This is a genomic window from Psychromarinibacter sp. S121, from assembly GCF_049801035.1.
Lineage (GTDB): Bacteria > Pseudomonadota > Alphaproteobacteria > Rhodobacterales > Rhodobacteraceae > Psychromarinibacter.
In genome coordinates, this window is the sequence record NZ_JBNAGE010000003.1 from 60843 (window position 1) to 86631 (window position 25789).

Annotated in this window: 28 protein-coding genes; 12 read left to right on the top strand and 16 right to left on the bottom strand. The window is 65.0% G+C overall.

Going from position 1 to position 25789, the window contains the following annotated elements; genetic code table 11:
* Positions 1–13 precede the first annotated feature (13 nt).
* The 8 genes from ACP156_RS14015 to ACP156_RS14050 all read right to left on the bottom strand — a co-directional run bounded on the left by ACP156_RS14015 (position 14) and on the right by ACP156_RS14050 (position 6876).
* Complete coding sequence (locus ACP156_RS14015; RefSeq protein WP_425051977.1) at positions 14–823, bottom strand: division plane positioning ATPase MipZ; 810 nt, start codon at positions 821–823, stop codon at positions 14–16.
* A 164-nt stretch (positions 824–987) separates the two neighbouring features.
* Positions 988–2649, bottom strand: a complete 1662-nt coding sequence (locus tag ACP156_RS14020; RefSeq protein WP_425051978.1) for a hypothetical protein — start codon at positions 2647–2649, stop codon at positions 988–990.
* Between the two features lie 154 nt (positions 2650–2803).
* Positions 2804–3025 (bottom strand): 50S ribosomal protein L31, encoded by a 222-nt coding sequence (gene rpmE / locus ACP156_RS14025; protein WP_425051979.1) that lies wholly within the window; start codon positions 3023–3025, stop codon positions 2804–2806.
* Between the two features lie 12 nt (positions 3026–3037).
* A complete protein-coding gene (gene rplS, locus ACP156_RS14030) occupies positions 3038–3421 on the bottom strand; it encodes a 50S ribosomal protein L19 (protein WP_425051980.1) in 384 nt (127 codons plus the stop codon).
* A 283-nt stretch (positions 3422–3704) separates the two neighbouring features.
* Positions 3705–4529, bottom strand: coding sequence for a tRNA (guanosine(37)-N1)-methyltransferase TrmD (gene trmD / locus ACP156_RS14035; protein ID WP_425051981.1), 825 nt, complete (start codon positions 4527–4529; stop codon positions 3705–3707).
* Positions 4530–4567: 38 nt separating this feature from the next.
* Entirely contained in the window at positions 4568–4729 is a 162-nt protein-coding gene (locus tag ACP156_RS14040; RefSeq protein ID WP_425051982.1) for a DUF1328 family protein, read from the bottom strand.
* Positions 4730–4831: 102 nt separating this feature from the next.
* Positions 4832–5569, bottom strand: a complete 738-nt coding sequence (locus ACP156_RS14045; RefSeq protein WP_425051983.1) for an SDR family NAD(P)-dependent oxidoreductase — start codon at positions 5567–5569, stop codon at positions 4832–4834.
* The gene (locus ACP156_RS14050) at positions 5566–6876 is read right to left on the bottom strand and encodes an FAD-binding protein (RefSeq protein ID WP_425051984.1); all 1311 of its coding nucleotides are present in this window, start codon (positions 6874–6876) and stop codon (positions 5566–5568) included. The genes ACP156_RS14045 and ACP156_RS14050 overlap by 4 nt, the downstream gene beginning before the upstream one ends.
* Positions 6877–7170: 294 nt before the next feature.
* Between ACP156_RS14050 and ACP156_RS14055 the strand changes: the two genes are divergently transcribed.
* The 3 genes from ACP156_RS14055 (at position 7171) to ACP156_RS14065 (ending at position 8335) form a co-directional block, all read left to right on the top strand.
* Positions 7171–7398, top strand: a complete 228-nt coding sequence (locus ACP156_RS14055) for a hypothetical protein (protein ID WP_425051985.1) — start codon at positions 7171–7173, stop codon at positions 7396–7398.
* A gap of 218 nt (positions 7399–7616) precedes the next feature.
* The gene (locus ACP156_RS14060; RefSeq protein WP_425051986.1) at positions 7617–7868 is read left to right on the top strand and encodes a hypothetical protein; all 252 of its coding nucleotides are present in this window, start codon (positions 7617–7619) and stop codon (positions 7866–7868) included.
* Between the two features lie 215 nt (positions 7869–8083).
* Positions 8084–8335: a hypothetical protein gene (locus ACP156_RS14065; RefSeq protein WP_425051987.1), complete on the top strand. Its 252-nt coding sequence runs from the start codon at positions 8084–8086 to the stop codon at positions 8333–8335.
* A gap of 63 nt (positions 8336–8398) precedes the next feature.
* On the opposite strand, the gene ACP156_RS14070 is transcribed toward ACP156_RS14065, so the two are convergent.
* The 8 genes from ACP156_RS14070 to tldD form a co-directional block, all read right to left on the bottom strand.
* Positions 8399–9025: a 3-oxoacid CoA-transferase subunit B gene (locus ACP156_RS14070; RefSeq protein ID WP_425051988.1), complete on the bottom strand. Its 627-nt coding sequence runs from the start codon at positions 9023–9025 to the stop codon at positions 8399–8401.
* Between the two features lie 19 nt (positions 9026–9044).
* On the bottom strand, positions 9045–10166 hold the full coding sequence (locus ACP156_RS14075; protein WP_425051989.1) for a PAS domain-containing protein: 1122 nt from the start codon (positions 10164–10166) through the stop codon (positions 9045–9047).
* A 104-nt stretch (positions 10167–10270) separates the two neighbouring features.
* Complete coding sequence (locus ACP156_RS14080; RefSeq protein ID WP_425051990.1) at positions 10271–10966, bottom strand: CoA transferase subunit A; 696 nt, start codon at positions 10964–10966, stop codon at positions 10271–10273.
* Between the two features lie 122 nt (positions 10967–11088).
* The gene (locus ACP156_RS14085; RefSeq protein ID WP_425051991.1) at positions 11089–11649 is read right to left on the bottom strand and encodes a L,D-transpeptidase; all 561 of its coding nucleotides are present in this window, start codon (positions 11647–11649) and stop codon (positions 11089–11091) included.
* A 165-nt stretch (positions 11650–11814) separates the two neighbouring features.
* Complete coding sequence (gene topA, locus ACP156_RS14090; protein WP_425051992.1) at positions 11815–14457, bottom strand: type I DNA topoisomerase; 2643 nt, start codon at positions 14455–14457, stop codon at positions 11815–11817.
* A gap of 289 nt (positions 14458–14746) precedes the next feature.
* A complete protein-coding gene (dprA, locus tag ACP156_RS14095) occupies positions 14747–15898 on the bottom strand; it encodes a DNA-processing protein DprA (protein WP_425051993.1) in 1152 nt (383 codons plus the stop codon).
* Positions 15899–16006: 108 nt separating this feature from the next.
* Positions 16007–16510, bottom strand: a complete 504-nt coding sequence (locus ACP156_RS14100) for a GNAT family N-acetyltransferase (protein WP_425051994.1) — start codon at positions 16508–16510, stop codon at positions 16007–16009.
* A complete protein-coding gene (tldD, locus tag ACP156_RS14105) occupies positions 16510–17931 on the bottom strand; it encodes a metalloprotease TldD (RefSeq protein ID WP_425051995.1) in 1422 nt (473 codons plus the stop codon). Before tldD ends, ACP156_RS14100 begins: the two co-directional genes overlap by 1 nt.
* Before the next feature lie 184 nt (positions 17932–18115).
* Between tldD and coxB the strand changes: the two genes are divergently transcribed.
* The 9 genes from coxB (at position 18116) to ACP156_RS14150 (ending at position 25714) form a co-directional block, all read left to right on the top strand.
* Positions 18116–18991: a cytochrome c oxidase subunit II gene (coxB, locus tag ACP156_RS14110; RefSeq protein ID WP_425051996.1), complete on the top strand. Its 876-nt coding sequence runs from the start codon at positions 18116–18118 to the stop codon at positions 18989–18991.
* 95 nt (positions 18992–19086) lie between these two features.
* Complete coding sequence (gene cyoE / locus ACP156_RS14115; RefSeq protein ID WP_425051997.1) at positions 19087–20019, top strand: heme o synthase; 933 nt, start codon at positions 19087–19089, stop codon at positions 20017–20019.
* Between the two features lies 1 nt (position 20020).
* Positions 20021–20218, top strand: coding sequence for a hypothetical protein (locus ACP156_RS14120; RefSeq protein ID WP_425051998.1), 198 nt, complete (start codon positions 20021–20023; stop codon positions 20216–20218).
* Positions 20215–20793, top strand: coding sequence for a cytochrome c oxidase assembly protein (locus ACP156_RS14125; protein ID WP_425051999.1), 579 nt, complete (start codon positions 20215–20217; stop codon positions 20791–20793). Before ACP156_RS14120 ends, ACP156_RS14125 begins: the two co-directional genes overlap by 4 nt.
* 27 nt (positions 20794–20820) lie before the next feature.
* Positions 20821–21621 (top strand): cytochrome c oxidase subunit 3, encoded by an 801-nt coding sequence (locus tag ACP156_RS14130; protein ID WP_425052000.1) that lies wholly within the window; start codon positions 20821–20823, stop codon positions 21619–21621.
* Between the two features lie 180 nt (positions 21622–21801).
* On the top strand, positions 21802–22467 hold the full coding sequence (locus ACP156_RS14135) for an SURF1 family protein (protein WP_425052001.1): 666 nt from the start codon (positions 21802–21804) through the stop codon (positions 22465–22467).
* 15 nt (positions 22468–22482) lie between these two features.
* Complete coding sequence (thrC, locus tag ACP156_RS14140) at positions 22483–23871, top strand: threonine synthase (protein ID WP_425052002.1); 1389 nt, start codon at positions 22483–22485, stop codon at positions 23869–23871.
* Positions 23868–25130: a M16 family metallopeptidase gene (locus ACP156_RS14145; protein ID WP_425052003.1), complete on the top strand. Its 1263-nt coding sequence runs from the start codon at positions 23868–23870 to the stop codon at positions 25128–25130. The genes thrC and ACP156_RS14145 overlap by 4 nt, the downstream gene beginning before the upstream one ends.
* Positions 25130–25714: a GNAT family N-acetyltransferase gene (locus tag ACP156_RS14150; RefSeq protein WP_425052004.1), complete on the top strand. Its 585-nt coding sequence runs from the start codon at positions 25130–25132 to the stop codon at positions 25712–25714. The genes ACP156_RS14145 and ACP156_RS14150 overlap by 1 nt, the downstream gene beginning before the upstream one ends.
* Positions 25715–25789 lie beyond the last annotated feature (75 nt).

Below are 25789 nucleotides of genomic sequence, written 5' to 3' on the forward strand. Positions count from 1 at the left end.
CGCGGTTGCGCCCTCAGAAATCGACCTCGACGCCCGGCAGCCGCAGCTCGGTCACTAGGTCGCGCAGTTCCTGACGGGCGGCGACCATCGAGATGTTGAACTGCTTCACGCCGATGTCCTTCAGGTCCAGCAGTGTCAGGCCACGCGGGAACAGCTCGCGGAAGGTCACGCGTTCGGTGAAGCCGGGGGCGATGCGGAAGCCAAGGCGCTTGGACAGCTTCTTCAGCGCCGCGACCATCAGTTCCTTGTTGACCATGCGCTGAGGACCGACGCGGTTGCGCACCACGATCCAGTCGATCGGGGTCAGACCGGCCTGCGCACGAAGTTGCCGCGCCGACCAGACCATTTCCGAATAGACCGAGGGACCCTGAATATCGCGGGTCTCGCCGTCCATCTTCGCCAGCAGATCGAAGTCGAGGAAACTGTCGTTCAGCGGTGTGATCAGCGTGTCGGCCAGCGAGTGCGCCACCTGGCTGAGGCGGGTGTGCGAGCCGGGGCAGTCGATCAGGATGAAATCGCAGATCGGCTCCAGCCCGGCCACCGCCATCGACAGGCGGCGGTCATAGATGTTCTCACCCTCTGCAAGGTCGCGCTTTTCGACGTCGGGCAGATCGCGGAACTCGGGCACGGCAAGGTCCACGTCATGCTTCTGCATGTAGACAAGCCGGTTCTCGAGATAGCGGGTCAGCGTCTTCTGGCGCAGGTCGAGGTCGATGACGCCGATGCTGTGCCCCATCCGCGCAACCGCGGTCGCGACGTGCATCGACACGGTGGACTTGCCTGCACCACCTTTTTCGTTCCCGACGACGATGATATGCGCCACGGCCTGTCCCCTTGTTTGGCCCGTTTCAGAGCCCTTTGCCCGTTTTCAGGCACTATATGTGGTGTGCCGCAGGTTGAAAAGCGCCGGGGATGCCGTTTGGGTGTAAATGCGGTGGATAACCCGGCGAATTGTGCAAGGGGCCGTGGATATCCTTGGCGACGGGGTCAGTCGGCGAAGGCGCAGGCCTTCTCGAGTCCGATCAGGAACATGTCGAGATCCTTCTGACGGGCGTAGGGATAGGTGGCAAGCACATAGTCCCTGTCGAAGCCGGGCTGGATCTTGCGCAGGCGCGCCAGCGACCGCTGCGCCAGTTCCGGTTCGTCGAAATAGCCGAAGGTCGCGACACAGCGCTGAATGCCGCGGGCATAGTCCCGCGCCATCGCGAACAACTGGCGCGCGGCTTCGACCGAGACCTCCCGGTTGCCAAGGAACATCTCGCATGTGGTGATGTCGCCAAGCGCGGCGGCGCGGCCGATATAGCTTGGGTTGAGGCGGAAGATCAGGTGCAGATGTTCCAGCCCTTCTTCCGGAAGGCCCAGCCACTCCGACGCACAGCCGGCGGCATGACGGGCCAGTGCCGCCGAGGGGTTGAGCCGGACCGCTTCAAGGCTGTGGTGCCGCCCCGCGGCGTAGTTCTGATAGCCGAAAATCTGTGTCAGTCCGATATAGCAATGCGCCTCCCACACGTCGGGGTCCTGCCGCACCGCCTGTTCGCTGAGCGCCAGCGCCTTCTCGAAGGCCGCGGCCCGGTCGTCGACCCAGTCCAGCAACCCGGCGCGGAACCAGTAGCGGGAGATGCGGACCATTGCGGGGACGAAATCGGGCGCCAATTGCAGCGCCTGTTCCATCAGTCGGACCTGTTCGAGATTGGCTTCGATGCTGCCGTAGCCCTCGCCGCCAAGCCGGTTCACCTCGTCGGCTTGTGCCAGCAACTGCCATGGTCCGATCGATGCCGGGCGGGTGCGGGCGATCCGCATCGCCTCGGCATGCGAGATCTGCGGTTCGAGCTGCGCGACGATGGCGCGGCTTACCTCTTCCTGAAAGTCGAAGATGTCCTCCAGCGTTCCGCTGAACTGTTGCGACCAGCGCGAACGACCGGTTTCGACCTCGGTCAGCGACACGGAAATCCGCACGCGGCTGCCGGCGCAGCGCAGGGTGCCCGTCACCGCATAGGACGCGCGCACCGACCTGGCGGTCGTCCGCATGTCGACCTCTTTCACCGATTTCCAGCCGATCGCTTCGGGGCCGATGACCGGGAACCACCGCCAGCAACTCAGCGCGTCGCGCAGGTCTTCCGTAAGGCCGGCGGCAATCATCGCGTCGTCCGGGCCGGCTGACAGGGCCTCGAACGGGAAAAGCAGAACTGCGGGGCGCAGGAACAGGTCAGGCCCCGGAACCGGGGCGGGGTCTTCGACTGCGGGTTCGAAGGTCGCGCGGGTGTCGCGCAGCCAATCCTCGAACCCCTCGGATGGCAGGTCGAAGCCTTCCAGAAAATCACCGCCGCCAGTGGCGTCGCAGGCCAGGGCGGAGGGGGTCAGCCAGACCTGCTGGCGGTTCGCGTCCAGCACGCCGTCGGGAAGCACGCGACGCAGCGCCGTCAGTTCCTGCCGCAAGGATCCGCGCGCCTGCTCCTCGCCACGGTCGCTCCACAGCAGGTCGGCAAGAAAGGCACGTTCCGCCCGCATGTCGCGCCGTTGAGACAGCACGGCCAGCAGGGCAAGGCCCCGGCGAGATACGCCGGTCAGGTCTGCGCCGCCGGCATCCGTCACGCGCGGCGCGCCGGCGACGTGCAGGATGATGCGGGGGTGGGCGTGGATTTCGTTCATGTCGCGCGTTGCTTGGGGTCGTTGGCCCCCCGATCCTATGCGCGGCCACGGCGTTGACGCAAAGGAAAGCGGGTCTGCCCGACGATTCCTGCCCCGCGAAAACGAAAAACGCCGCCCCAAGGGGCGGCGTCCTGTACGCGATAACCTTCGAGGCTCAGAAGCCGAGGCCGGCGTACTTGTTCTTGAACTTCGACACGCGGCCGCCGGTGTCCATCAGGCGGGTGCCGCCACCGGTCCAGGCCGGGTGAACCGAGGGATCGACGTCAAGCGAGATAGTGTCGCCTTCCGAACCCCAGGTGCTTTTCATCTGAACCACGGTGCCATCGACCAGTTTGACGTCGATGATGTGGTAGTCGGGATGGGTATCTTTTTTCATCGTCCGGTTTCCTTACGCCTCGGCGCCCTTGGGGGCCTTGTAGTTGGTGACTTCGGCGATACGGGCCGATTTGCCGCGACGCGAGCGCAGGTAGTACAGCTTCGCACGGCGGACCTTGCCGCGGCGGACCACGGTGATCGAGTCGATGTTGGTCGAGTACAGCGGGAACACACGCTCCACCCCTTCGCCGAAGGAAATCTTGCGGACGGTGAACGAGCCCGCGATGCCCGAGCCGTTCTTGCGGCTGATGCAGACGCCTTCGTAGTTCTGCACCCGGGTGCGGGTGCCTTCGGTCACTTTGTAACCGACGCGGATGGTGTCACCGGCCTTGAAATCCGGGATATCCTTGCCGAGCTCAGCGATCTGCTCGGCTTCCAGTTGCGCGATCAGGTCCATCTGATCCACTCCTATATTGCCCCCGGTTTTCCCGGGAAGGTTAATGCCGCCTCAGAGCTCTCGGTCTTCTGTCGGGTCCGCCGCAGCGCCCGCCGGAGATACAGGTCGTCGTTCCTTGGTCTGCCACTCTCGGGGTCCGGCGAGGCGGGGCGAAGAAACCCCCTTGTCCGATCCCGTTCCGGAACAGCAGTAGCACCTGAATCGGGTCGCCCCGTCAGGTCCGGCGTCTTCTAGGCAAAGCAGGGTGGGTTGGCAAGGAAAAAGGCCGCGTTCCCCTGGCGGCCTAGCCCTTGTCCGCCTTGGTCCGCGCCGCATACGCTTCCCACAGGTCGGGGCGCCGCTCTCGCGTGATGGCTTCCGCCTGCTGGCGGCGCCATTTCGCGATCTCGCCATGGTGGCCAGACAGCAAAACCGGCGGGATCTCGTGGCCTTTCCACTCGGCGGGCTTGGTGTATTGCGGATGCTCAAGCAGACCATCCGAGAAACTTTCCTCCTCGGTCGATGCCTCGTTGCCCAGCACGTCCGGAAGCAACCGCACGGTGGCGTCAAGCATGGCCTGCGCGGCAATCTCGCCGCCGGTCAGGACGAAGTCGCCAAGGCTGACTTCCTCGATGCCGTAGTGGTCGATGACGCGTTGATCCAGCCCCTCGAACCGACCGCAGACCATGGTCACGCCACGCGCCTTGGACAGCCGTTTCGCCATCGCCTGATCGAACCGGCGGCCACGCGGAGAAAGATACAGCACCGGCCAATCCTGGGCCGAAGCCGTGCTGCGGCGGGCCGCGAAATCCAGCGCGCGGCCCATGATGTCGGCCCGCAAGACCATGCCAGCGCCGCCTCCCGCCGGAGTGTCGTCGACATTGCGGTGGCGGCCTTCGCCAAAGATCCGAAGGTCGATGGGGTCGATCTGCCAAAGCCCGCGTTCCAGCGCGCGTCCGGTCAGAGAATGACCCAGCACACCGGGGAACGCTTCGGGGAAAAGGGTGATCACCCGCGCCGTCCACGCCCCGGCAAGGTCGGGGCGGTCCGTCATCAGGTCACGGGGCTGGGCGCTTGCGCCGATGGCGAGGCGGCCATGAGATTTCGCGGGTTTGTCGTCCTGGCTCATGGCCGCTCAATAGCGGAAATCGTGGCGGATGCCAGAGGTCAGGCGATTGCGATGACGCCGAACAGGACCAGCAGGAACAGCACCAGAACCACAAGGATCAGAAGTTTCGCGCCGGACAGCGCAAGGCCGGACAGGCGGCCGAAGCCAAGAAGACCGGCCACGGCGGCCACGGCGAGGAGGATGAGAATCCAGGAAAGCATGTGTTGTCGTCCTTCGTTTGGCGCGCGAAATGCGCGGCATTTGAAGCGACAACGCCGGAAACCGGGCGGCTGTTCCTGAACCGCCGCCCGTCGGTGCCCGTGTCAGATGGACAACTTCTTGAAAATCGGCTCGGGGACGGACCGGATGATCAGCATGATGTAGCGCCAGAAGAACGGCGTATAGATCACGTTCTTCTTCTTGCGGACCGCTTTGAGGATGTCGGCGGCGACCTTCTCGGGCGGCGCGACAAGGAACATGCCTTCGATGCCCCACGTCATTGCCGTGTCGACGAACCCGGGCTTCACGGTGACCACGTGGCAGCCCGAGCGGGTCAGCCGGTTGCGCAAGCCCGACAGGTAAGTCGCGAAACCCGCCTTCGCGGCGCCGTAGACATAGTTGCCAAGCCGCCCGCGGTCGCCCGCGACCGAGCCGACGCCGACGACGGTGCCCTTGCCACGCGACTCCATCACGGGGGCCAGCATCGTCAGAAAGCGGGCAGGGCCGGTGAAGCTGTCGATCACGGTGCCGTCGACCAAGGAAGGGTCGGCGTCGATCTGCGCCTGTTCGGGCATCGAGCCCACGAAGACGGCGGCGTTGATCGTGCCTTCCAGCGCCTCGGCGCGGGCGATCAGGGGGCCGAAAGTGCCGGGGTCGCGGGCGTCGAACAGCACCGCTTCGGCAAGCTTCGCGCCGCGCAGACGGGCGTCGTTGGCCATCGCCTCGAGTTCGGCCATGTCGCGGCCGGCAAGGATCACGCTGTCGCCGCGTTCGGCCACGGCCCGTGCCAGCGCGCGCGCCATCGAAGAGGTTGCGCCAAGAAGGATCCAGGTCTCGGTCATGCCGCACTCCGCAAGCTCAGCCGACGCACGAGGTCGGTCTTCAGCACGCCATCGGGGTCGATCTTCGCCACCTCGGCCCGCCATTCCTCAAGTTCCGGATACATCTGCGGAATTCGGTCCGCCGAGCACAAAGCATCCTTCGCGAAATAGATCCGCCCGCCCGCGTCCGCCGTCTGCGCCTCGAGCCGCTGGATAAGCTTGACCGCGTCGGGACGCGCGCGCAGGTCGCAGGCCAGCGTATAACCTTCCATCGGGAAACTCAGGTGTCCCGCGCGGCCCGGCCCGGTGCGTTTGAGCACCGCCAGCGGCGAGGCAAGGCCCGACACCGCGACGCGGCCCAGCATGTCGCGGATCACCTCGACGGCGGTCAGCGGCACAACGCACTGGAACTGGTGGAAGCCGCGCTTGCCGTACAGCCTGTTCCAGTCGTGGATCTTGTCGAGCGGGAAGAAGAAGTTGTCGAGCGGCTTGACCACGGTGCGCCCGCGCTTGGGGACGCGGGCGTAATAGGCGCGGTTGAACATGCGCACCACAGGGGACGACAGGGCGAAGCCCGGCGCGTCCAAGGGCACGGTTTTCGACGGCTTCTTTGGCGGAACGAGGCCGGCGATGGTCTCGCCTTCCTCCAGAATGCCACGGCCAAGCCGGGCGCCGGTGGCGGTCGTGTCGATCCAGCCGACCGTATAGCTGGCGTGACTTTCGTCCAGCAAGGCGCGGAAGGCGTCGAAATCGGGCGCGCGGCGTTCCGTGACGGTCATCACGTCGCCCTTGATCCTGCGCATCCGAAGCTGCGCCGAGGCGATCACTCCTGTCTGCCCAAGCCCGCCTGCGGTGGCGCGGAACAGGGGCGTATCGGGCTTCACGGTCTGCGCCGTCCCGTCCGGAGCGATCAGCGTCAGTTCGGTGACGTGCTGGCAGAAGCTGCCGTCGTGGTGGTGGTTTTTGCCGTGAACGTCATTGCCGATGGCGCCGCCCACGGTGGCAAAGCCGGTGCCGGGCAGGACCATCGGGATCCAGCCCTTGGGGCCCAGCGTATCGACGATCTCGCCCAGTGTGACGCCGGCCTCGACGGTCAGCAGGCCCTGTTCGGCATCGAAAGCAAGGAACTTGTCCAGCCGGGTCATGTCGACGGCGCGTCCGCCGGTGTTCAGGCAGGCGTCGCCGTAGGACCGGCGCATCCCGATCGCGGGGGCGGGTTCCTCGCCCATTAGCGCATCGAGAGCGGCGCGGCGTTCGGGGCGCGCCAGTTGTCCCTCGGCCCGCAGGGCGCGGCCCCAGCCATGATATTCAGCGGTTTTCCAGCGCATGTCTTTCCTTCGTGCGGCCCCTTGCAGCCGGGGCTCTGTCCGTCGCTCGTGCAACGGCATCTAGATACAAACTTGGGCGAAACTATGGACCTGTTTCTACAATGCGAACACTGGAAGCATCGCCGCATGCCGGTCCGGGCGGTCTCTTACGCATTCCTGCGGATGATGTGTGCACATGCGCACCTCGATCACGAATTGGTTCCAGTCATGTGCATTGATGGCGCGACACGCTGCGCCTAAATCGCTCTCACAGACGGCGACACACAGCCGCCAGAACGATCAAGGAGACAGAAAATGAAAACCATCATCGCAGCCGCGTTGGCGCTTACCGTCGCATCGCCGGTCCTGGCCAACGACCAGCTTGCTCGCAGCCTTGGCGTCGAGCCCGGCCAGTACACGCTGGAACAACTCGTCGCAATCAAGGCCGCTCAGGACGAGTCGGGCAACGATGCCCGCGTGAACCTGAAGAACCTTGCCGAGCAATCGACCCGCTCGGTGCAGGTCCCGACCGCGCTTCAGTAATCAAACCCTGACAGGAGGCAAGACAAGGGCGGACAATCACCACGTCCACCCGGCAATTCATGGCATTGGCTCATAACGCTTCTGCAGAATGTGCATCAGTAAACAAAACGTAATCAAAATTACATCTGATGTGCATTGAAGAACCGAAAAGCCTCCATAAATTCCATCCCACAGCGGGCACGACCCGTGAACCTGAACCTGAAAGAAAGAGACTAGACATGAAAACCATCATCGCAGCCGCCCTCGCCCTGACCGCCGCTTCGCCCGTTCTGGCCAACGACCAACTGGCCCGCAGCCTTGGGGTCGAGCCCGGCCAGTACACCCTGGAAGAGCTTGTCGTGCTGAAAGGCGCAGCTTCGGAAGACGGCAACGAAGGCCGTGTGTACCTGAACAACCTGGAAGACGCGTCGCGCTCGACGCAGAACCCGGTCGCGATCGACGCGTTCCGTTCGGCGGCAGAAGCCGACTGATCGACCGCTTCAGGGCGATCAAAAAAGGGGTCCATTACGGACCCCTTTTTCTTTGCCTTCAATTTCCGTCGGTGCATTTGGATCGTTATGTGTGTGCGTCAGTGCACAGCCAGACGTCTAACGTGAGGTAAATGTGCATTGAAGGTCAGAAGGCGCCCCATACATCCCACTCATCAGCGGCAAGAGCCGCCACAGAAATGAAAAGGAAGATCACCATGAAAACCGCAATCGCAGCCGTTCTCGCCCTCGCCGTCGCTGGTCCCGCACTGGCCGACAACGCTCAGCTCGCCAAAAGCCTCGGCGTTCAGCCGGGCGAATACTCGACCGCCGAACTGGTGGTTCTGAAAGGCGCTCAGGGCAAGTCGGGCAACGAAGGCCGCGTCTACCTTGGCAACTTCGATCTCGAGCAGACCGCTCCGGTGAACCAGCAAGCCGTGCGCGAGTTCCTCGTCATCGACGCCGAGTAATCCGCGTCGGCGAAAGAAAAGGGGGCCGGCGGCCCCCTTTCAATACGATAGCCAGAGGCCGCGTCACACGATCGCGGCTTCTGTCTTTTCCATCACTTCGTCAGCGCTGACACCCGGCGCAAGTTCGACGATCTTCAAGCCGCCCTCGACCACGTCCAGCACGCCAAGGTTGGTGATGATCCGGTCCACGACGCCGGTGCCGGTCAGCGGCAGGGTGCATTCCTTGAGAACCTTGGACTCGCCCGCCTTGTTGGTGTGGTCCATGACCACGACCACGCGCTTGACGCCTGCGACCAGATCCATCGCGCCGCCCATGCCCTTGACCAGCTTGCCGGGGATCATCCAGTTCGCAAGGTCGCCGTTCTCGGCCACTTCCATCGCCCCAAGGATCGCCATCGCGATCTTGCCGCCGCGGATCATGCCGAAGCTGGTCGAGCTGTCGAAATAGCTCGTCCGCTCCAGCTCGGTCACCGTCTGCTTGCCGGCATTGATCAGGTCGGCGTCCACCGCGTCTTCGGTGGGGAAGGGACCGATGCCCAGCATGCCGTTCTCGGACTGCAGCGTCACGTCCACGCCGTCCGGGATGTAGTTCGCCACAAGGGTCGGAATCCCGATCCCGAGGTTCACGTACATGCCGTCTTCAAGCTCTTGCGCGGCGCGCTCGGCCATCTGGTTTCTGTCCCAGGCCATCCCTGCTGTCTCCTCGGTCCTATAGGGTCTCGATCGGAATCTTCAGGCGGATTGTCGTGCCTTTATCGCCGGATGTCACGTCCCGTTCGGCCTCGAGTTCCATCATTAGGCCCAGCACCACCCGACCGCCGACCGACTTGGTGGTCGGCCATTCGACGCCATCGGTGAATCCGGTTCCGTTGTCCGTCACCGTAACCTCGATCGCGGTCGAGCCAAGCGGGATCATCGAGACGTTCAGCACGCCCTCTGTCCGCCCCTCGAACGCGTGCTGCAGCGCATTCGTCATGATTTCGGACAGCAGCAGGCCGATCTTTGCGGCGACCTCGGAACTGCAGGTCGCATCCTCGATCTGCGAGTTCACGCGGACGCCCGCGCGCCCGTCGAGATGCGCCGTCGTGCTGACTAGCCGCGACAGATACGACCCCAGCGACACGTTGCCGGTGCGGCGCGAGACCGTGGGCTCGCTCAGTTCCTCGTACAGCAACAGCAACGACTCGACACGTCGCGCCAGCGATTGCGTCGGCGCGGGGTCGGGCGCGGTGCGGCCCTGCAGCCGGATCATGCTGACGATCATCGCAAGGTGGTTCTTCACCCGGTGCTTCAGTTCGCGAAGCGCCTGCTGCGTGACATTGGCCGAGTTGCGCGCCTCGTTGTCGCTCAGCGCCTTCTGGATCCCCAGAAAATGGCTCAGCTTGCCCTCGGTGTCGTACACCGGGGTCAGCAGCAGGCGGTTGAGGAACTGCACACCGTCGGCGCGGTAGTTCACGATGTCGACCGTCGTCTCGGTTTCGGTCTTCAGGGCATCGCGGATGCGCTGGATGTCATCCTCGTCCGTTTCGCCACCCTGCAGGAAACGACAGTTGCGACCGATGGCCGAACTCGCGCCGAAACCCGTCACCCGCTCGAACGCGCGATTGACGTAGACAATGGGATTGTCCGGCAGATTGGGGTCCGTAAGGACCATTGAAATCGGAGATTCGGCGAGTATGCGAAACGCTTCGCTATCCGGAAGAGTGTTTAGAATAGGTTCCTTGTCCATCGGCACTGCTGTGTCATGATCCTGTCCAAAGTGATATCGCCCGTCAGCCATTTCCGCTTTTCCAGCCTTGTTTTCAAGGCTGTCGACGCTGCAAAGCGGCATCTATTTCAAAAATGTGAGGGGTCGTAACATTTCCCGCGCCTTGCGTGAGACGCGGGAAGCCGGTTCGGCGAAAGACCGCCGCCCCGGGGGCGGCGATCCGCGCGTCAGGCGGCGCGTGTGGTCCGCTGTTCGATGCGTTTCTCGAACTCGCCCTGCACGATCCGGTGTACATAGACACCCGGCAGGTGGATCGAGTCCGGGTCAAGCGAGCCGCGGGGCACGATTTCCTCGACCTCCACGACGCAGACCTTGCCGCACATCGCCGCCGGCGGGTTGAAGTTGCGGGCGGTCTTGCGGAACACGAGGTTGCCGGTGTCGTCCGCTTTCCACGCCTTCACGATGGACAGGTCCGCGACGATAGCCTTCTCAAGAATGTAGGTCTCGCCGTCGAAGTCCTTGTGTTCCTTGCCCTCGGCGATCTGGGTGCCCACACCGGTCTTGGTGTAGAAGCCGGGAATGCCGACGCCGCCAGCGCGCATACGCTCGGCCAGCGTGCCTTGCGGGTTGAACTCCAGCTCAAGCTCGCCCGACAGGTACTGGCGCATGAACTCGGCATTCTCGCCCACGTAAGAGGACATCATCTTCTTGATCTGCTTGGTCTGAAGCATCAGCCCCAGGCCGAAATCGTCGACACCGCAGTTGTTCGACGCGACCGTCAGGTCCTTGACCCCGCTGTCGCGGATCGCCGCGATCAGGTTTTCCGGGATGCCGCACAGGCCGAAGCCCCCCGCAGCGATCAGCATGCCATCCGTCAGCAGCCCGTCGAGCGCCTCTGCAGCCGATCCATACACCTTCTTCATGAACACTTCCCCTCCGCACGGTGGTCGCCTTGGTTTTGGCGTGGCCCGTGCCGAGAGTCAACGAAGGCGGCCCCTTGCGGGCGCCGCCTTCGGAAATCTGCCTTCGGGACAGTCGGTTGCGATCAGATAAGCCGCACTTGAGTGCCGACCTCGGCCTTGCCGAACAGGTCGACGATCATCTCGTTGTACAGGCCAATGCAGCCGTCGGACGACGGACGTCCGATCTTGCGCGTGTCATGCGTGCCGTGGATCAGGTAGGCGGGCCAGCTGAGGTACAGAGCATGCGAGCCCAGCGGGTTGTCCGGCGCGCCGCCGGCGACCGGTTTCCAGTCGGGGAAGCGTTCCATCTGGCTGGCGGTCGGGGTCCAGCTGGGCCCCACCTTCTTGCGCACGATCTCGGTATAGCCGCGCTTGGTCAGTTCGTCGGTCTTCGGCACGGACGTCGGGTAGACGTTATAGGTCTCGCCGTCACCGGACCAGAAGTGCAGCGTACGGTTCACCGTGTCGCACACGATGCAGCCCTTGCCGAGTTCATCGAAATGGTCGCGCCAGTCCTGCGCCTGCCAGCTGGAGGCGTTGCGCGTCGCTGTCAGCACGTCCTGTGCGCGGGCGATGGCCGGCAGCATCAGGGCGGCGGCTGCGCCGGCGATCACCTGCCGGCGGCTGAAGTGTCTGTCCTGCATGGATCAATCCTGCGGTTGAGAGTCGAGTTCCGGGCGTCTGTAGACTTACCTGCGCCCCATGCGCCGGTCTTTCCACTCACGAATGCTTGATATTGAATATCAGGGCCGCAAAGTCACACTTCGGCGCGCCGGCGGGCGTCTGTTTGCTCGCCGGCGCGTCGAATGTCAGTCTTTGTCGGTCTCTGATGCCGAAGTCTTGGCCGCCGGTTTCTTCGCAGCGGTTTTCTTCGCGGTCGTTTTCTTGGCCGTGCTCTTCTTCGCAACGGCCTTCTTCTTGGCCGGGGCTTTCTTGCCAGCCTTCGCGGCGCGTTCCGCGATCAGTTCGACCGCCTGCTCCATGGTCAGCTGTTCGGGCTCGATCGTGTCGGGGATCGTCGCGTTGATCTTCTCCCACTTCACGTAGGGCCCGTATTTGCCCTTGTAGATTGCCACCGGGCCACCCGCATCCGGGTGGTCGCCCAACTCGCGCACCGGCGCCGCCGCCCGGCCGCGCCCGCCGCGCGAGGCGACCTTTTCGGCTAGAAGCTGCACCGCGCGGTTCATGCCGACGGTCCAGACCTCTTCGATCTCTTCGAGGTTGGCGTTGGTGCCGCCCCGGTCCGACGTCGACTCGGCGTGTTTGATGTAGGGACCGTAGCGGCCGATGTTGGCCCAGACGTTCACGCCATCCTCGGGGTGTTGCCCGATAAGACGCGGCAGCACCAGCAGCCGCACCGCCTGTTCCAGCGTCACATCTTCCGGCGGCCACTCTTTCGGCACCGACTGGCGCGGCGGCTTCGGCTGTTCCTTGGTCGCTGCGCCGCGCTGCACGAAGGGGCCGAAACGGCCCTTGAACACGCGGATCTCGTCGCCCTCGTCCTCGCCCAGAAGCTTGCCCTCGGGCGGGATCGCGCTGGCCTCGGCCTCGGCATCCGGCGGGCCGAACGGACGGGTGTAGCGGCAGTCGGGATAGTTCGAACAGCCGATGAACGCGCCGCCCGAGCGTGCGGTGCGCATCGACAGCCGGCCATTGCCGCAGTTCGGGCAGACACGCGGGTCCGAACCGTCCTCGGTCGGCGGATAGAGATGCGGCGCCAAGACCTCGTCGATCTTGTCCAGCACCTCCGAGATCCGAAGCTCTGAGGTTTCGTCGATATGGGCTTTGAAGTCGCGCCAGAACTTGTCCAGCACATCCTTCCACTCGCGCTCGCCGCTGGTGATGTCGTCCAGCTCGCCTTCCAGCTCGGCGGTGAAGTCGTAGCCAACGTATTTGCGGAAGTAGTTGATCAGGAAGATCGTGACCAGCCGCCCCTTGTCCTCGGGGATCAGCCGGTTCTTGTCCTTCCGCACATAGCCGCGGTCCTGAATGGTCGTGACGATCGAGGCATAGGTCGACGGCCGCCCGATCCCCAGCTCTTCCATCTTCTTGACCAGCGTCGCCTCGGTATAGCGGGGCGGCGGCTGGGTGAAGTGCTGCTCGGGGGTGATGGTCTTCTTGTCGGCCTTCTCGCCCTGGGTGATCTGCGGCAGGCGCTTGTCGTCATCGTCCACGACGGCGTCGTCGCGGCCTTCTTCGTAGACCTTCAGGAACCCGTCGAACAGAACGACCTGCCCGGTGGCGCGCAGCTCCACCTGTCCGTCGGCGCTGGCGACGTCGACGGTGGTCCGCTCCATCCGCGCGGCTTCCATCTGGCTGGCGATCGTCCGCTTCCAGATCAGGTCGTACAGCTTGCGCTGATCCGCGTCGGATACCTTCAACGCGTCGGGCGCCAGCGTCATCTCGGTGGGGCGGATGCACTCGTGCGCTTCCTGCGCGTTCTTCGCCTTGTTCTTGTACATGCGGGGGCTCGACGGCACGTACTCGGCGCCATAGCGATCCTTGATCGCGTCGCGCGCGGCATGCACCGCCTCGGGTGCCATGTCGATGCCGTCGGTCCGCATGTAGGTGATGTACCCGGCCTCATACAGCCGCTGCGCCGTGCTCATCGTCTGGCGCGCGCCGAAGCCGAACTTGCGGCTGGCTTCCTGCTGCAGGGTCGAGGTCATGAAGGGCGCGGACGGGTTGCGGCTGGCGGGTTTCGCCTCGACCGACTTCACCGTCAGGTCGCGGCTGGTGATCGCCTGCACGGCCAGTTCGGCCTGCGTCGAATTCTCGATGTCGTAGCGGTCCAGCTTCTTGCCGGCGAGAACCGTCAGACGCGCCTCGTATTCCTGGCCGCGCGGCGTCGACAGCAACGCCTTCACCGACCAGTATTCGCGGGCGCGGAACGCCTCGATCTCCATCTCGCGCTCGACGATCAGGCGCAGGCAGACCGATTGCACCCGGCCCGCGGATTTCGCGCCGGGCAGCTTACGCCACAGGACGGGGCTCAGGTTGAAGCCCACCAGATAGTCCAGCGCGCGGCGGGCAAGATAGGCCTCGACCAGATCCTCGTCGACCTTGCGCGGGTTTTTCATCGCCTCGGTGACGGCGTTCTTGGTGATCGCGTTGAACACCACGCGGCTCACCTCGGTGTCCGCCTTGATCGCCTTGCGCTTGCGCAGGGTCTCTTCAAGGTGCCAGCTGATCGCCTCCCCCTCGCGGTCGGGGTCGGTCGCAAGGATCAGCGTCGGGTCGTCCTTCAGTGCGTCGGCGATCGCCTTCACATGCTTTTTCGAGTCGCTCGCGACTTCCCAAAGCATCTCGAATCCATGGTCGGGATCGACCGAGCCGTCCTTCGGAGGCAGGTCGCGCACGTGCCCGTAAGAGGCGAGAACCGTGAAGTCGTTGCCCAGATACTTGTTGATCGTCTTGGCCTTGGCCGGAGATTCGACAACGACGACTGGCATGGAAACCCCTTCGATTCAGCAATGACTGCCCATGGCGGCGGACCATGTGGCTTCTGCGCGGGGAATGTCAATGTGGCGTTCCCGACGCCGACCGGCCCGCAATTGGCGACTTTGCGGCGGCTATTCAACCCCCGTCGCGACGTCGGGCCGACTCTGCGGGCGGTTGTGCGACACGGCCGATACCCAGTGGCCCCCATGCAGCACCGGCAAAGGGCGCCCTGCTTCTTCTCTTTCCAAATACCTCGGGGGAGTCGCGCACAGCGCGACGGGGGCAGCGCCCCCTGGGGCGTCACGTGCGCGCCAGCAGACCGCCGGGCCGGCGCTCGATCCGGCCCTCCAGTTCCAGTGTCACCAGTTCCGCGCCGATTTCGCCGGCGGGGGCCTTCAGATCGCGGATCAGCTGGTCCTCGGCCACGGGGCTGGGCCCCAGCCGGTCAAGGATCTGGCCGTGCAAGGCCGCAATTTCCGCCAGCGGCCTGTGCGGCGGATCGCGGCGGGGCGCGGGGGCGGCGTCGGGGATTTTCGCCGGTCGTGGTTCCGTGTCCGCCACGGGCGTCAGCGCCTCGACCACGTCGGCGGCCCCGCGCACCAGCGTCGCCCCGTCGCGGATCAGCATGTTGCAGCCGGCGGCGCGCCCGTCGAACGGGTGGCCCGGCACCGCCATCACCTCGCGCCCCTGGTCCAGCGCGCTGCGGGCGGTGATCAGGCTGCCGGACTTTGCCGCCGCCTCTACCACCACCACAGCCTGCGCGAGGCCCGAGATGATGCGGTTGCGCGCCGGGAAATGCCGCGCCTGCGGCTGCATGCCCATCGGCTGTTCGGACACACGAAGCCCGCGTTCGCCGATCTCCTGCGCCAGCACCGCGTTTTCCGCCGGGTAGATGACATCGACGCCGCCCGCCTGCACCGCGACGGTGCCGCCGCCTAGCGAAGCGAGGTGCGCCGCGGTGTCGACGCCGCGCGCCAAGCCCGACACGACCGCGAATCCCGCGGCGGTCAGCCCTTCGGCCAGGTTCTTGGCCATGCGGGTGCCAAGGCTGGAGGAATTCCGCGCGCCGACCAGCGCGATCAACCGGCGGTCAAGAAGGGAAATGTCGCCCAGGCACCACAGCACCGGCGGCGCATCGGGAAGTTCGGCCAGCAGCGCGGGATAGGCGGCATCGCCGAAAGCAACCGGAACCGCCCCGGCCAGCCGGCCGAGCCGCAGTTCTTCTTGCGCAACCTCGACAGGGCAAGGGGCGTAACGGTCAACGCCGGCGGCGCGGGCGACCTCGGGCAGGGCGTCCAGCGCGTCGGCCGCGGTGCCGCGTTCCGAGATAAGTCTGTGGAAGGTGGTTGGCCCGACACGTCGGGAGCGCAAGAGGCGGAACCAGGTGACCCAATCATCCTCGCTTCGGGGTGGGGTGAGGGGGTGGGGTGAAGGGAGTAATTCCTCGGCCATTCCGGTTCCGCCAACTTGCAGGACCAGTTATGTCGCCAGAGTGGTTAAAGAGTCGTAAATCGAACCATTGATGAGGCGAAATTTCGCCAAGATCTTGGTTCGATTGAACTAAAATGTGTGCTTCGGCGCCGGTCCGGTGCCAAGTTGCTTGTGGCAAATCACCGAAACCCAGCTGCCTTGGTATTCGGGCACGCTGTCGGTCTCTTCGCGCGTTACCGAATAACCCTGCCTCGCATAGAATCGCGCGGCCCGTTCGTTGCCCTTCACATAGTCGAGCTCGGCGCGTTCGACGCCTGCCTTCGCCATCGCCGCCTCTGCCGCTGTCATCAGGCGCGCGGCAAGGCCCGTCCCGCGCGCGGTGCGGGACAGAAACAGGTATTGGATCAGATCATCCTTCCAGTGGATGAAACCGCCGATGTCCCCGCCGATCTTGCCGATCCCACCGACCATCAGATGAGGAGGAAGCGTATGCAACCGGCGCAGGAACGCGTCCGGCTGCATCTTCGCGGTCATCTCGTCGGGAACCCGCCCCGCGTGGGCGTCGTGCCAGCCCTCGTGCCAGACCCGGGCGACAGCTGCATGGTCGGCCGGGGTCATGGCGCGCAGGAACATCAGGCGGCCGAGCCGCCCACCGTCAGCCCGCCGATCAGAAGCGTCGGCTGGCCCACGCCCACGGGCACCCACTGGCCCGCCTTCCCGCAGTTGCCGATGCCGGGGTCCAGCGCCATGTCGTTGCCGATGGCGCGGATTTGCTGCAACGAGGTCGGCCCGTCGCCGATCAGCGTCGCGCCCTTCACCGGCGCGCCGATCTTGCCGTTCTTCACGCGGTAAGCCTCGGTGCAGGAGAACACGAACTTGCCGTTGGTGATGTCGACCTGACCGCCGCCGAATCCCACGGCATAGATACCGTCCTTCAATTCGGCCACGATCTCTTCGGGCTTCGCGTCGCCGCCCAGCATGTAGGTGTTCGTCATCCGGGGCATCGGGATGTGCGCATAGCTTTCCCGCCGTCCATTGCCGGTGGGCTTCACGCCCATCAGCCGCGCGTTCTGGCGGTCCTGCATGTAGCCGACAAGGATGCCGTCCTCGATCAGGACGTTCTTGCCCGACGGCGTGCCCTCGTCATCCACCGTCAGCGAACCGCGGCGGTCGGGGATGGTGCCATCGTCCAGCACGGTGACGCCCGGAGCCGCGACGCGCTGGCCCATCAGCCCGGCGAAGGCCGAGGTCTTCTTGCGATTGAAGTCGCCTTCCAGCCCGTGCCCGACGGCCTCGTGCAGCAGGACACCCGGCCACCCGGCGCCAAGCGCCACATCCATCACGCCGGCGGGCGCGGGTTCGGCGGACAGGTTCACCAGCGCCACCCGCAGCGCCTCGCGCGCGGCGGCTTCCCAGTTGGCGCGGTCGACCAGCCCGGTCAGACCCACGCGACCGCCGCCGCCATGACTGCCGGATTCGCGGCGGCCGTTCTCTTCGACGATGACCGACACGTTCAGCCGCGCCATCGGGCGCACGTCGCGAACCAGCGTGCCTTCGGGCCGCAGAATTTCGACTTCCTGCAACGAGGCGGCCAGCGCGGCGGTCACCTGTACCACGCGCTTGTCCAGCCCGCGGGCGAAGGCGTCGATTTCGCGAAGAGTGTCGATCTTCACCGGGAAGGCGAAGTCGTCCATCGGGTTGTGGTCGCCGTACAGCTTCACATTCGTGTGTTGCGGCGCCTCTGCCAGCGTGCCGCCGCCATCGCCCACGGCAAGCCGCGCCGTCTCGACCGCGCGCTTCAACGCATTTTCCGAGATTTCGCTGGAATGCGCATAGCCCGCCGTCTCGCCGCGCACCGCGCGCAAACCGAAGCCTTCGGTCGCGTCATAGCTGGCAGAGCGCACCCGACCGTCGTCGAAAACAATGGATTCAGACCGCCGTCGTTCCAGAAACAGTTCGCCGTCGTCCGCGCCGGACACCGCCGCGCGCAGGTGCGACAGGGCGTTTTCCTCGTCCAAGGCGGTCTCGAACGGGCGAAACGGAACGTCGGTCATTAGTCAGAATCCTCGGGTTAGGAATTGATCCATGTCAAAAAGCGGCCTAATGCCGCAACACGGATGCTTGAGAGCGTCCCCCTAATATGGTTTCAAACCGCCGAGACACAACGGGGATTCCCTGCGCCTGCGCGGGACCCGTCAGCCGCGGCGGCACGAGCCGCCCAGCCGTATGGGAGAGCACATGCGTTTGAACAAGATCATCGCGGGCGCCGGGTCCGCATTCGCTGCCATCCTCGCGACCGGGGCCGCCTGGGCGCAGGACGGTCTTGAAGGACTCGAGTCCATCGGCAAGCCGGTCCCGAACGGAACCGGGTTCCAGCCCGCGGCGACCGAACTGGCCAGCGACCTTCAGTGGCTGGATGGCATGATCCTTGCGATCATCACCGCGATCGTCATCTTCGTGATGCTGCTGATGCTGATCATCGCGCTGCGCTTCAACCAGAAGGCCAACAAAGAGCCGGCGACCTTCACCCACAACTCGCCGCTCGAAGTGACGTGGACCCTCGTCCCGATCCTGATCCTTGTGTTCATCGGTGCCTTCTCGCTGCCGACGCTCTTCAAGCAGCAGGAAATCCCCGAGGCGGATCTCGTCATCAAGGTCACCGGGCACCAGTGGTACTGGACCTACGAATACATCGAAGAAGGAATCGCGTTCGACAGCTTCATGCTGGGCGAGGACGAACTGGCCGACTACGGCTATGCGCCGGACGAGTGGAAGCTGGCGACCGACACCGCCGTGGTGATCCCGACCGGGACGACCGTGGTGATGCAGGTGACCGCGGACGACGTGATCCATTCGTGGACCATCCCCGCCTTCGGCGTGAAGCAGGACGCCGTTCCGGGCCGCCTTGCCGAGCTGTGGTTCGAGGTCGAGCCGGGCATGGAAGGCGTCTACTTCGGCCAGTGTTCGGAACTGTGCGGCAAGGACCATGCGTACATGCCGATCACCGTGAAGGCGGTCACGCCGGAAGAATACGCCACCTGGCTGGAAGGTCCGGCGCAGGACTACGCCGAGAACCCGGCGCCCCGCGCCGTCGAGGTGGCCGCGGCCGAGTGATCGCCGCCTGAACGACGCGAGGTGCGCCGGACGCGCGCCTCGCGGAAGGTTATGCAGGGTGCGTTCGAGACGCACCTTTCGTCAAAGGGAAGCGCATGAGCGATACCCATGTCAGCGATTTCGACCGCGAAGCGGGCTTCGGCGACTACTTCGCCCTTCTGAAGCCCCGCGTGATGTCGCTGGTGATCTTCACCGCGCTGGTGGGCCTAGTGGCCGCGCCGGTTTCCGTACACCCGGTCGTCGCGCTGTCGTCGATCCTGTTCATCGCCATCGGGGCAGGGGCCTCGGGCGCGCTGAACATGTGGTGGGACGCCGATATCGACGCCGTGATGAAGCGCACCGTGAAACGCCCCGTGCCGTCGGGCCGCGTCCACGCGGACGAGGCGCTGGCGATCGGCGTCGCGCTGTCGGGCCTGTCGGTGGTGATGCTTGCGCTGGCCGCCAACATTCTGGCCGGCGCGCTGCTGGCCTTCACCATCTTCTTCTACGCCGTGATCTACACGATGATCCTGAAGCGCTGGACGCCGCAGAATATCGTGATCGGCGGCGCTGCCGGCGCCTTCCCTCCGATGATCGGCTGGGCCGTCGCGACCGGCGGCATCTCGGTCGAGTCGGTGCTGATGTTCGCGCTGACCTTCATGTGGACGCCGCCCCACTTCTGGGCGCTGGCGCTGTTCATGAAGGGCGACTACGACAAGGCCAACGTGCCGATGCTGACCGTCACCCACGGCCGCCGCGTCACCCGCAATCATGTGCTGGGCTACACGCTGGCGCTGGTGCCGGTCGCGATGGGCATCGGCTTCACCTCGATCGGCGGTTACGTCTATCTTGCGGTGGCAACCGTGCTGAACGTGCTGTTCCTCAAGGGAGCCTTCGACGTTTGGCGCCGTGACGAGGCCGCGGCGGAAGCCGACGGTTACAAGGTCGAAAAGGCCCTGTTCCGCCTGTCGCTGTCCTATCTCTTCCTGCATTTCGCGGCGATCCTCGTCGAGGCGACGCTGCGGTCCTTCGGGCTGGGAGGCTGGTAACATGGCGATCCGCGCGGAACACGAGATTCACAAACGCCGCTTCTCGCGCAACCTTGGTGTGGGGCTGGCTTTGGCGGCCTTCGTCGGCCTGATCTTCGCGCTGAGCGTGGTCAAGGTGCAGACCGGCGGCCTGCTGGAAGGGTATGACCACCAGCCGCGCACCTCGATGCTACCCCCGACAGAGGAGAGCAGCGAATGAAGCTTCAAGGAACCCAGAAGACCGCCGCCATCACCGTTGGTACCGTCCTTGTGATGGGCGCGCTGGCCTGGGCGTCGGTGCCGTTCTACAACTGGTTCTGCCGTGTCACCGGGTTCGGCGGCACCACCGGCGTCTCGACCGCCGGCGCGGATCACGTGCTGGACGAGACCATCAAGATCCGCTTCGACGGATCGCTCGACAAGAACATGCCGTGGACCTTCAAGCCGGTCGAACGCGAGATCGAACTGAAGATCGGCGAGACCGGGCTTGCCTTCTACGAAGCCTACAACCCGACCGACCGCCCCGTGGCCGGTCAGGCAAGCTACAACGTGACGCCTTACGAGGCGGGCGGTTTCTTCACCAAGATCGACTGCTTCTGCTTCACCGAACAGGTGCTGCAGCCGGGCGAGCGGGTGCAGATGCCGGTGACGTTCTACGTGGACCCCGAGATCGTGGAAGACCGCGACGCCAAGTATGTCCACACGATCACGTTGTCCTACACCTTCTACGAAATCGACCTGCCCGAGGCCCACGCCGCGCTGGCGACCGAGGGCGACACGGTCTACAACGAATAAAGTCGCGCAAGACGAGGGAACGCTGCAATGGCGCACGAAAAGAACCACGACTACCACATCCTGCCCCCGTCGATCTGGCCCTTCGCCGGGTCGGTCTCGGCCTTCGTCATGCTGTACGGCGCGGTCCGCTACTTCCACGAAGCCGGCCCCTGGGTGATGCTCATCGGCCTCGTCGGCGTGCTTTACACCATGTTCGGCTGGTGGTCCGAGGTTGTGGCGGAAAGCAAGGCGGGGGATCACACCCCGGTCGTCGCCATCGGCCTGCGCTATGGCTTCATCATGTTCATCATGTCCGAGGTCATGTTCTTCGCGGCATGGTTCTGGTCGTTCTTCAAACACGCGATGTACCCAGGCGGCCCCGAGACCCCGGTCGAGTACCAAGTCTGGCCGCCCGCCAACATCGAGACGTTCGACCCGTGGCACCTGCCGCTGATCAACACGCTGATCCTGCTGTGTTCGGGCGCCGCCTGTACCTGGGCGCACCACGCTCTGGCGCACGAGAACAACCGCAAGGACCTTGTTAACGGCCTGATCCTGTCGGTCCTGCTGGGCATCCTGTTCACGATCTTCCAGGTCTACGAATACAGCCACGCGGCCTTCGGCTTCTCGGGCAACATCTACGGCGCCAACTTCTTCATGGCGACGGGCTTCCACGGCTTCCACGTCGTGATCGGCACGATCTTCCTGTTCGTCTGCCTGATGCGCGCGCTGGCCGGCCACTTCACGCCCGAAAAGCACGTCGGTTTCGAGGCCGCCGCTTGGTACTGGCACTTTGTCGACGTGGTCTGGCTGTTCCTGTTCATGTCGATCTACATCTGGGGCAGCTGATCTGCCTCGCGGGTCGTGCCTGCGGCACCGGCCCGGAGGAAGGAATGACAAGGGCGCGGGTCCAACCTGCGCCCTTTGTCTTTTCCGGCGGCGCTTTTCCGATGCCGTGTCCCAAACGCAGCCGCACTATGTTGCCGCACCGTCTGGCATCCCTCCGCGCGAGGGACTAGGACACGGGTCATGAAGAAGTTCCTCGCCCCGCTCCTGATCGGCGTCATCGGATGCGCCATCCTCCTGTCGCTGGGGGTCTGGCAGGTGAAGCGGCTTGCGTGGAAAGAGACGATGCTCTCCCGGATCGAGCAGCAGATCGTCGGCGACCCGGTCCCCCTGTTCGCGGGCCCGCTGGAAGAATATCAGGCGGTCGAGGCCACCGGCACCATCACCGGCGAAGAGGCCCACGTGCTGACCGCGGTGAAGAACATCGGCGCGGTCTTCCGCATCGTCTCGGTCTTCGAGACCGAGGGCAGGCGCATCCTTCTGGATCGCGGCTACGTGCCCGAGACCGAGAAGACGGCAGACCGCCCGCCCGTCGAAGATGTGCGCATCATCGGCAACTTCCGGACGGTCCAGGAAAGCGACCGCTTTACGCCCGAACCGGACCGCGACACGAACTTCTGGTTCGCCCGCGACGTGCCCAAACTGGCCGAGGCGCTGGACGCCGAACCGATCCTTGTCGTCCTGCGCGAAAGCGACGAACAAGATCCCCCTGTCACACCGTGGCCCGTCGGCACCGAAGGCATCCCAAACGACCATCTGAACTACGCGATCACGTGGTTTATGATGGCGGCGGCCTGGGCGGGGATGACAGGCCTGTGGCTGTGGCGTATCAACCGTCGGACCGACTGATTCAGAGGGCGACCAATGCGTTACATCTCCACCCGCGGCCAGGCACCCGTCCTGAGTTTCGAAGAGGCGATGCTGACCGGGCTGGCCCGTGACGGCGGGCTCTACCTGCCCGAGGACATCCCGCAGATGTCGGCGGACGACATCGCCGCGCTGGCCGGGCTGTCCTACGAACAGATCGCGTTTCGCGTGATGAAGCCGTTCATCGGCGACAGCTTCACCGACGAGGAATTCAAAGGCATCATCGAACGCGCCTACGCGGGCTTCGGTCATGCCGCCCGCGCGCCGCTTGTGCAGCTTGGCCCGAACCACTTCCTGCTGGAACTCTTCCACGGGCCGACGCTGGCCTTCAAGGACTTCGCGATGCAGCTGATCGGCCAGCTGTTTCAGGCCGCTCTGGGCCGCCGCGGCGACCGCGTGACCATCGTTGGCGCAACCTCGGGCGATACCGGCTCGGCCGCGATCGAGGCGTTCCGGGGTCTCGACAACGTCGACGTCTTCATCCTGTTCCCCGAGGGCCGCGTGTCCGAGGTGCAACGCCGCCAGATGACCACGCCGTCCGAGGCGAACGTGCACGCACTGGCCGTGAAGGGCGACTTCGACGACTGTCAGGCCGCGCTGAAGGATATGTTCAACGACTTCGACTTCCGCGACGAGGTGAAACTGGCAGGCGTCAACTCGATCAACTGGGCCCGCGTGCTGGCGCAGGTCGTGTACTATTTCTCGTCCGCCGTGTCGCTGGGCGCGCCGCACCGCAAGGTCAGCTTCACCGTGCCCACCGGCAACTTCGGCGACATCTTCGCGGGCTACGTGGCCAAGCGCATGGGGCTGCCGATCGAACATCTGGTGATCGCGACCAACCAGAACGACATTCTGCACCGCACCATGGAGTCCGGCGCGCATGTGAAAGAGGGCGTCACGCCCTCGATCAGCCCGTCGATGGACATTCAGGTCTCGTCGAACTTCGAACGCGCGCTGTACTACGCCTACGGGCAGGACGGCGCCGCCGTCGCGCACGAGATGGAGGCGTTGAAATCCGAGGGCGGCTTCACCGTCAGTCAGGGCGCGCTGGAATTCCTGCGCGAAACGTTCCTGTCGGGCCGCGCGTCGGAACAGGAAACCTCGGCCACCATCCGCGCGGCTTTCGCGGCGACGGGAGAGACACTGTGCCCGCACAGCGCAGTCGGTGTGAAGGTTGCCGAAGAGAACCTCGGCGTGACGCCGATGATTACGCTGGCCACCGCGCACCCCGCGAAGTTCCCCGACGCGGTCGAGGCCGCCGCCGGAACACGGCCGCCCCTTCCCAAGCGCATGTCGGACCTATATGACCGTTCGGAACGGTTCAGCGTCGTCGACAACGACCTTGGCGCCATCGAGAACCTGATTAGGGAGCGCATCGCCACGTGACCGTAAAGATCCATACCCTGTCGAACGGCTTTCGGGTCGTGACCGAACGGATGCCCTCGATGAAATCCGTGTCGCTGGGGATATGGGTGATGGCCGGCGGGCGCCACGAGCGCCCCGAGCAGAACGGGATCGCGCATTTCCTCGAGCACATGGCGTTCAAGGGCACGAAGTCCCGCAGCGCGCTTCAGATCGCGGAAGAGATCGAAGACGTCGGCGGCTATATCAACGCCTACACCAGCCGCGAGATGACGGCCTATTACGCCCGCGTGCTGGAAGACGACGTCCGGCTGGCGCTGGATGTGATCTCGGACATCGTGCTGAACCCGGTGTTCGAAGACAACGAGATCGAGGTCGAGCGCGGCGTGATCCTGCAGGAGATCGGGCAGGTGCTGGACACCCCCGACGACGTGATCTTCGACTGGCTGCAGGAAGTGGCCTATCCCGATCAGGCGCTGGGCCGCACTATTCTTGGCCCGTCCGAGCGCGTGCGCGGCTTTTCCCGCGACGACCTGAAATCCTTCGTGGCCGAACACTACGGTCCCGAGAAGATGATCCTCGCCGCCGCCGGCGCCGTCGACCATGACGAGATCGCCGCAGAGGCCGAGAAACTGTTCGGACATCTGCCGCGCACTGCGCCTGACCGGATGGAGCCAGGCCGCTTCCTTGGCGGCGAACGGCTGGAGGTGCGCCCGCTGGAGCAGGTGCATTTCGCGCTGGCCTTCGAGACGCCCGGCTACCGCGATGACGAGATCTACACCGCGCAGATCTATTCCACCGCTCTGGGCGGCGGGATGTCCTCGCGCCTGTTCCAGGAAGCGCGCGAGCGGCGCGGGCTGTGCTACACCATCTTCGCGCAGACCGGCGCCTATGCGGACACCGGCCTGACGACGATCTACGCCGGCACCGCCGCCGAGCAGATCGGCGATCTTGCCGGTCTGACCATCGACGAACTGAAGCGCGCCGCCGACGACATGACCGACGCCGAGATCGCGCGCGCCCGCGCCCAGATGAAGGCGGGTCTGCTGATGGGGCTGGAAAGCCCCTCGGCCCGCGCCGAACGGCTGGCGCGGCTGGTGTCGATCTGGGGCCGCGTACCCAGCCTCGACGAGGTGGTGGCGAAGATCGACGCGGTCGGCACCGACCGGGTGACGGCCTTCGCGGAGAAGGTGGCCGGCGACGCCCGCGCGGCGCTGACCATGTATGGCCCCGTCGACCACGCCCCGCGCATCGCCGAGCTGCGGGAGCGTCTCGCTGCCTGATGCTGAACCGACGTCGCAAGCTGCGCCTTGTCACTGACCGGATGTTCCTGCGTGCGCCGCAGCACGCTGACTTCCGGGGCTGGACGGCGCTGCGGCAAGCCTCCGCAGATTTCCTCAAACCGTGGGAGCCGACCTGGTCCGCGGACCATCTGACCCGCAAGGCCTTCACCAACCGTGTCTACTGGGCGCAGCGGTCCATCGTCGGCGGCACCGCCGTGCCGCTGTTCCTGTTCCGCCGCGAAGGCGAGGTGCTCCTGGGCGCGATCACGCTGGACAACATCCGCCGCGGCCCGGCGCAGTCCGGTACGCTGGGCTACTGGATCGGCGAGCCCTTCGCGCGGCAGGGCTACATGGGCGAGGCGATCGAGGCGATGGTTCACCACGGGTTCAACGAACTCGACCTCAGCCGCATCGAGGCCGCCTGCCTGCCCGAGAACGCCGCCTCGCGCGGGGTGCTCGAAAAGTCCGGTTTCAAATACGAAGGCGTCGCGCAAAGCTACCTTCAGATCAACGGCCGCTGGCGCAATCACGTGCTGTACTCGAACCTGCGACGCGACCGGCGGGGCAAGACCGACGTCGGCTAGCGGGCAACCCGCGCCCTGCTTCTTTGGTCCGCAAATATCCCGGGGAGCGCGAGGGGCAGCGCCCCTCGTTCCCGT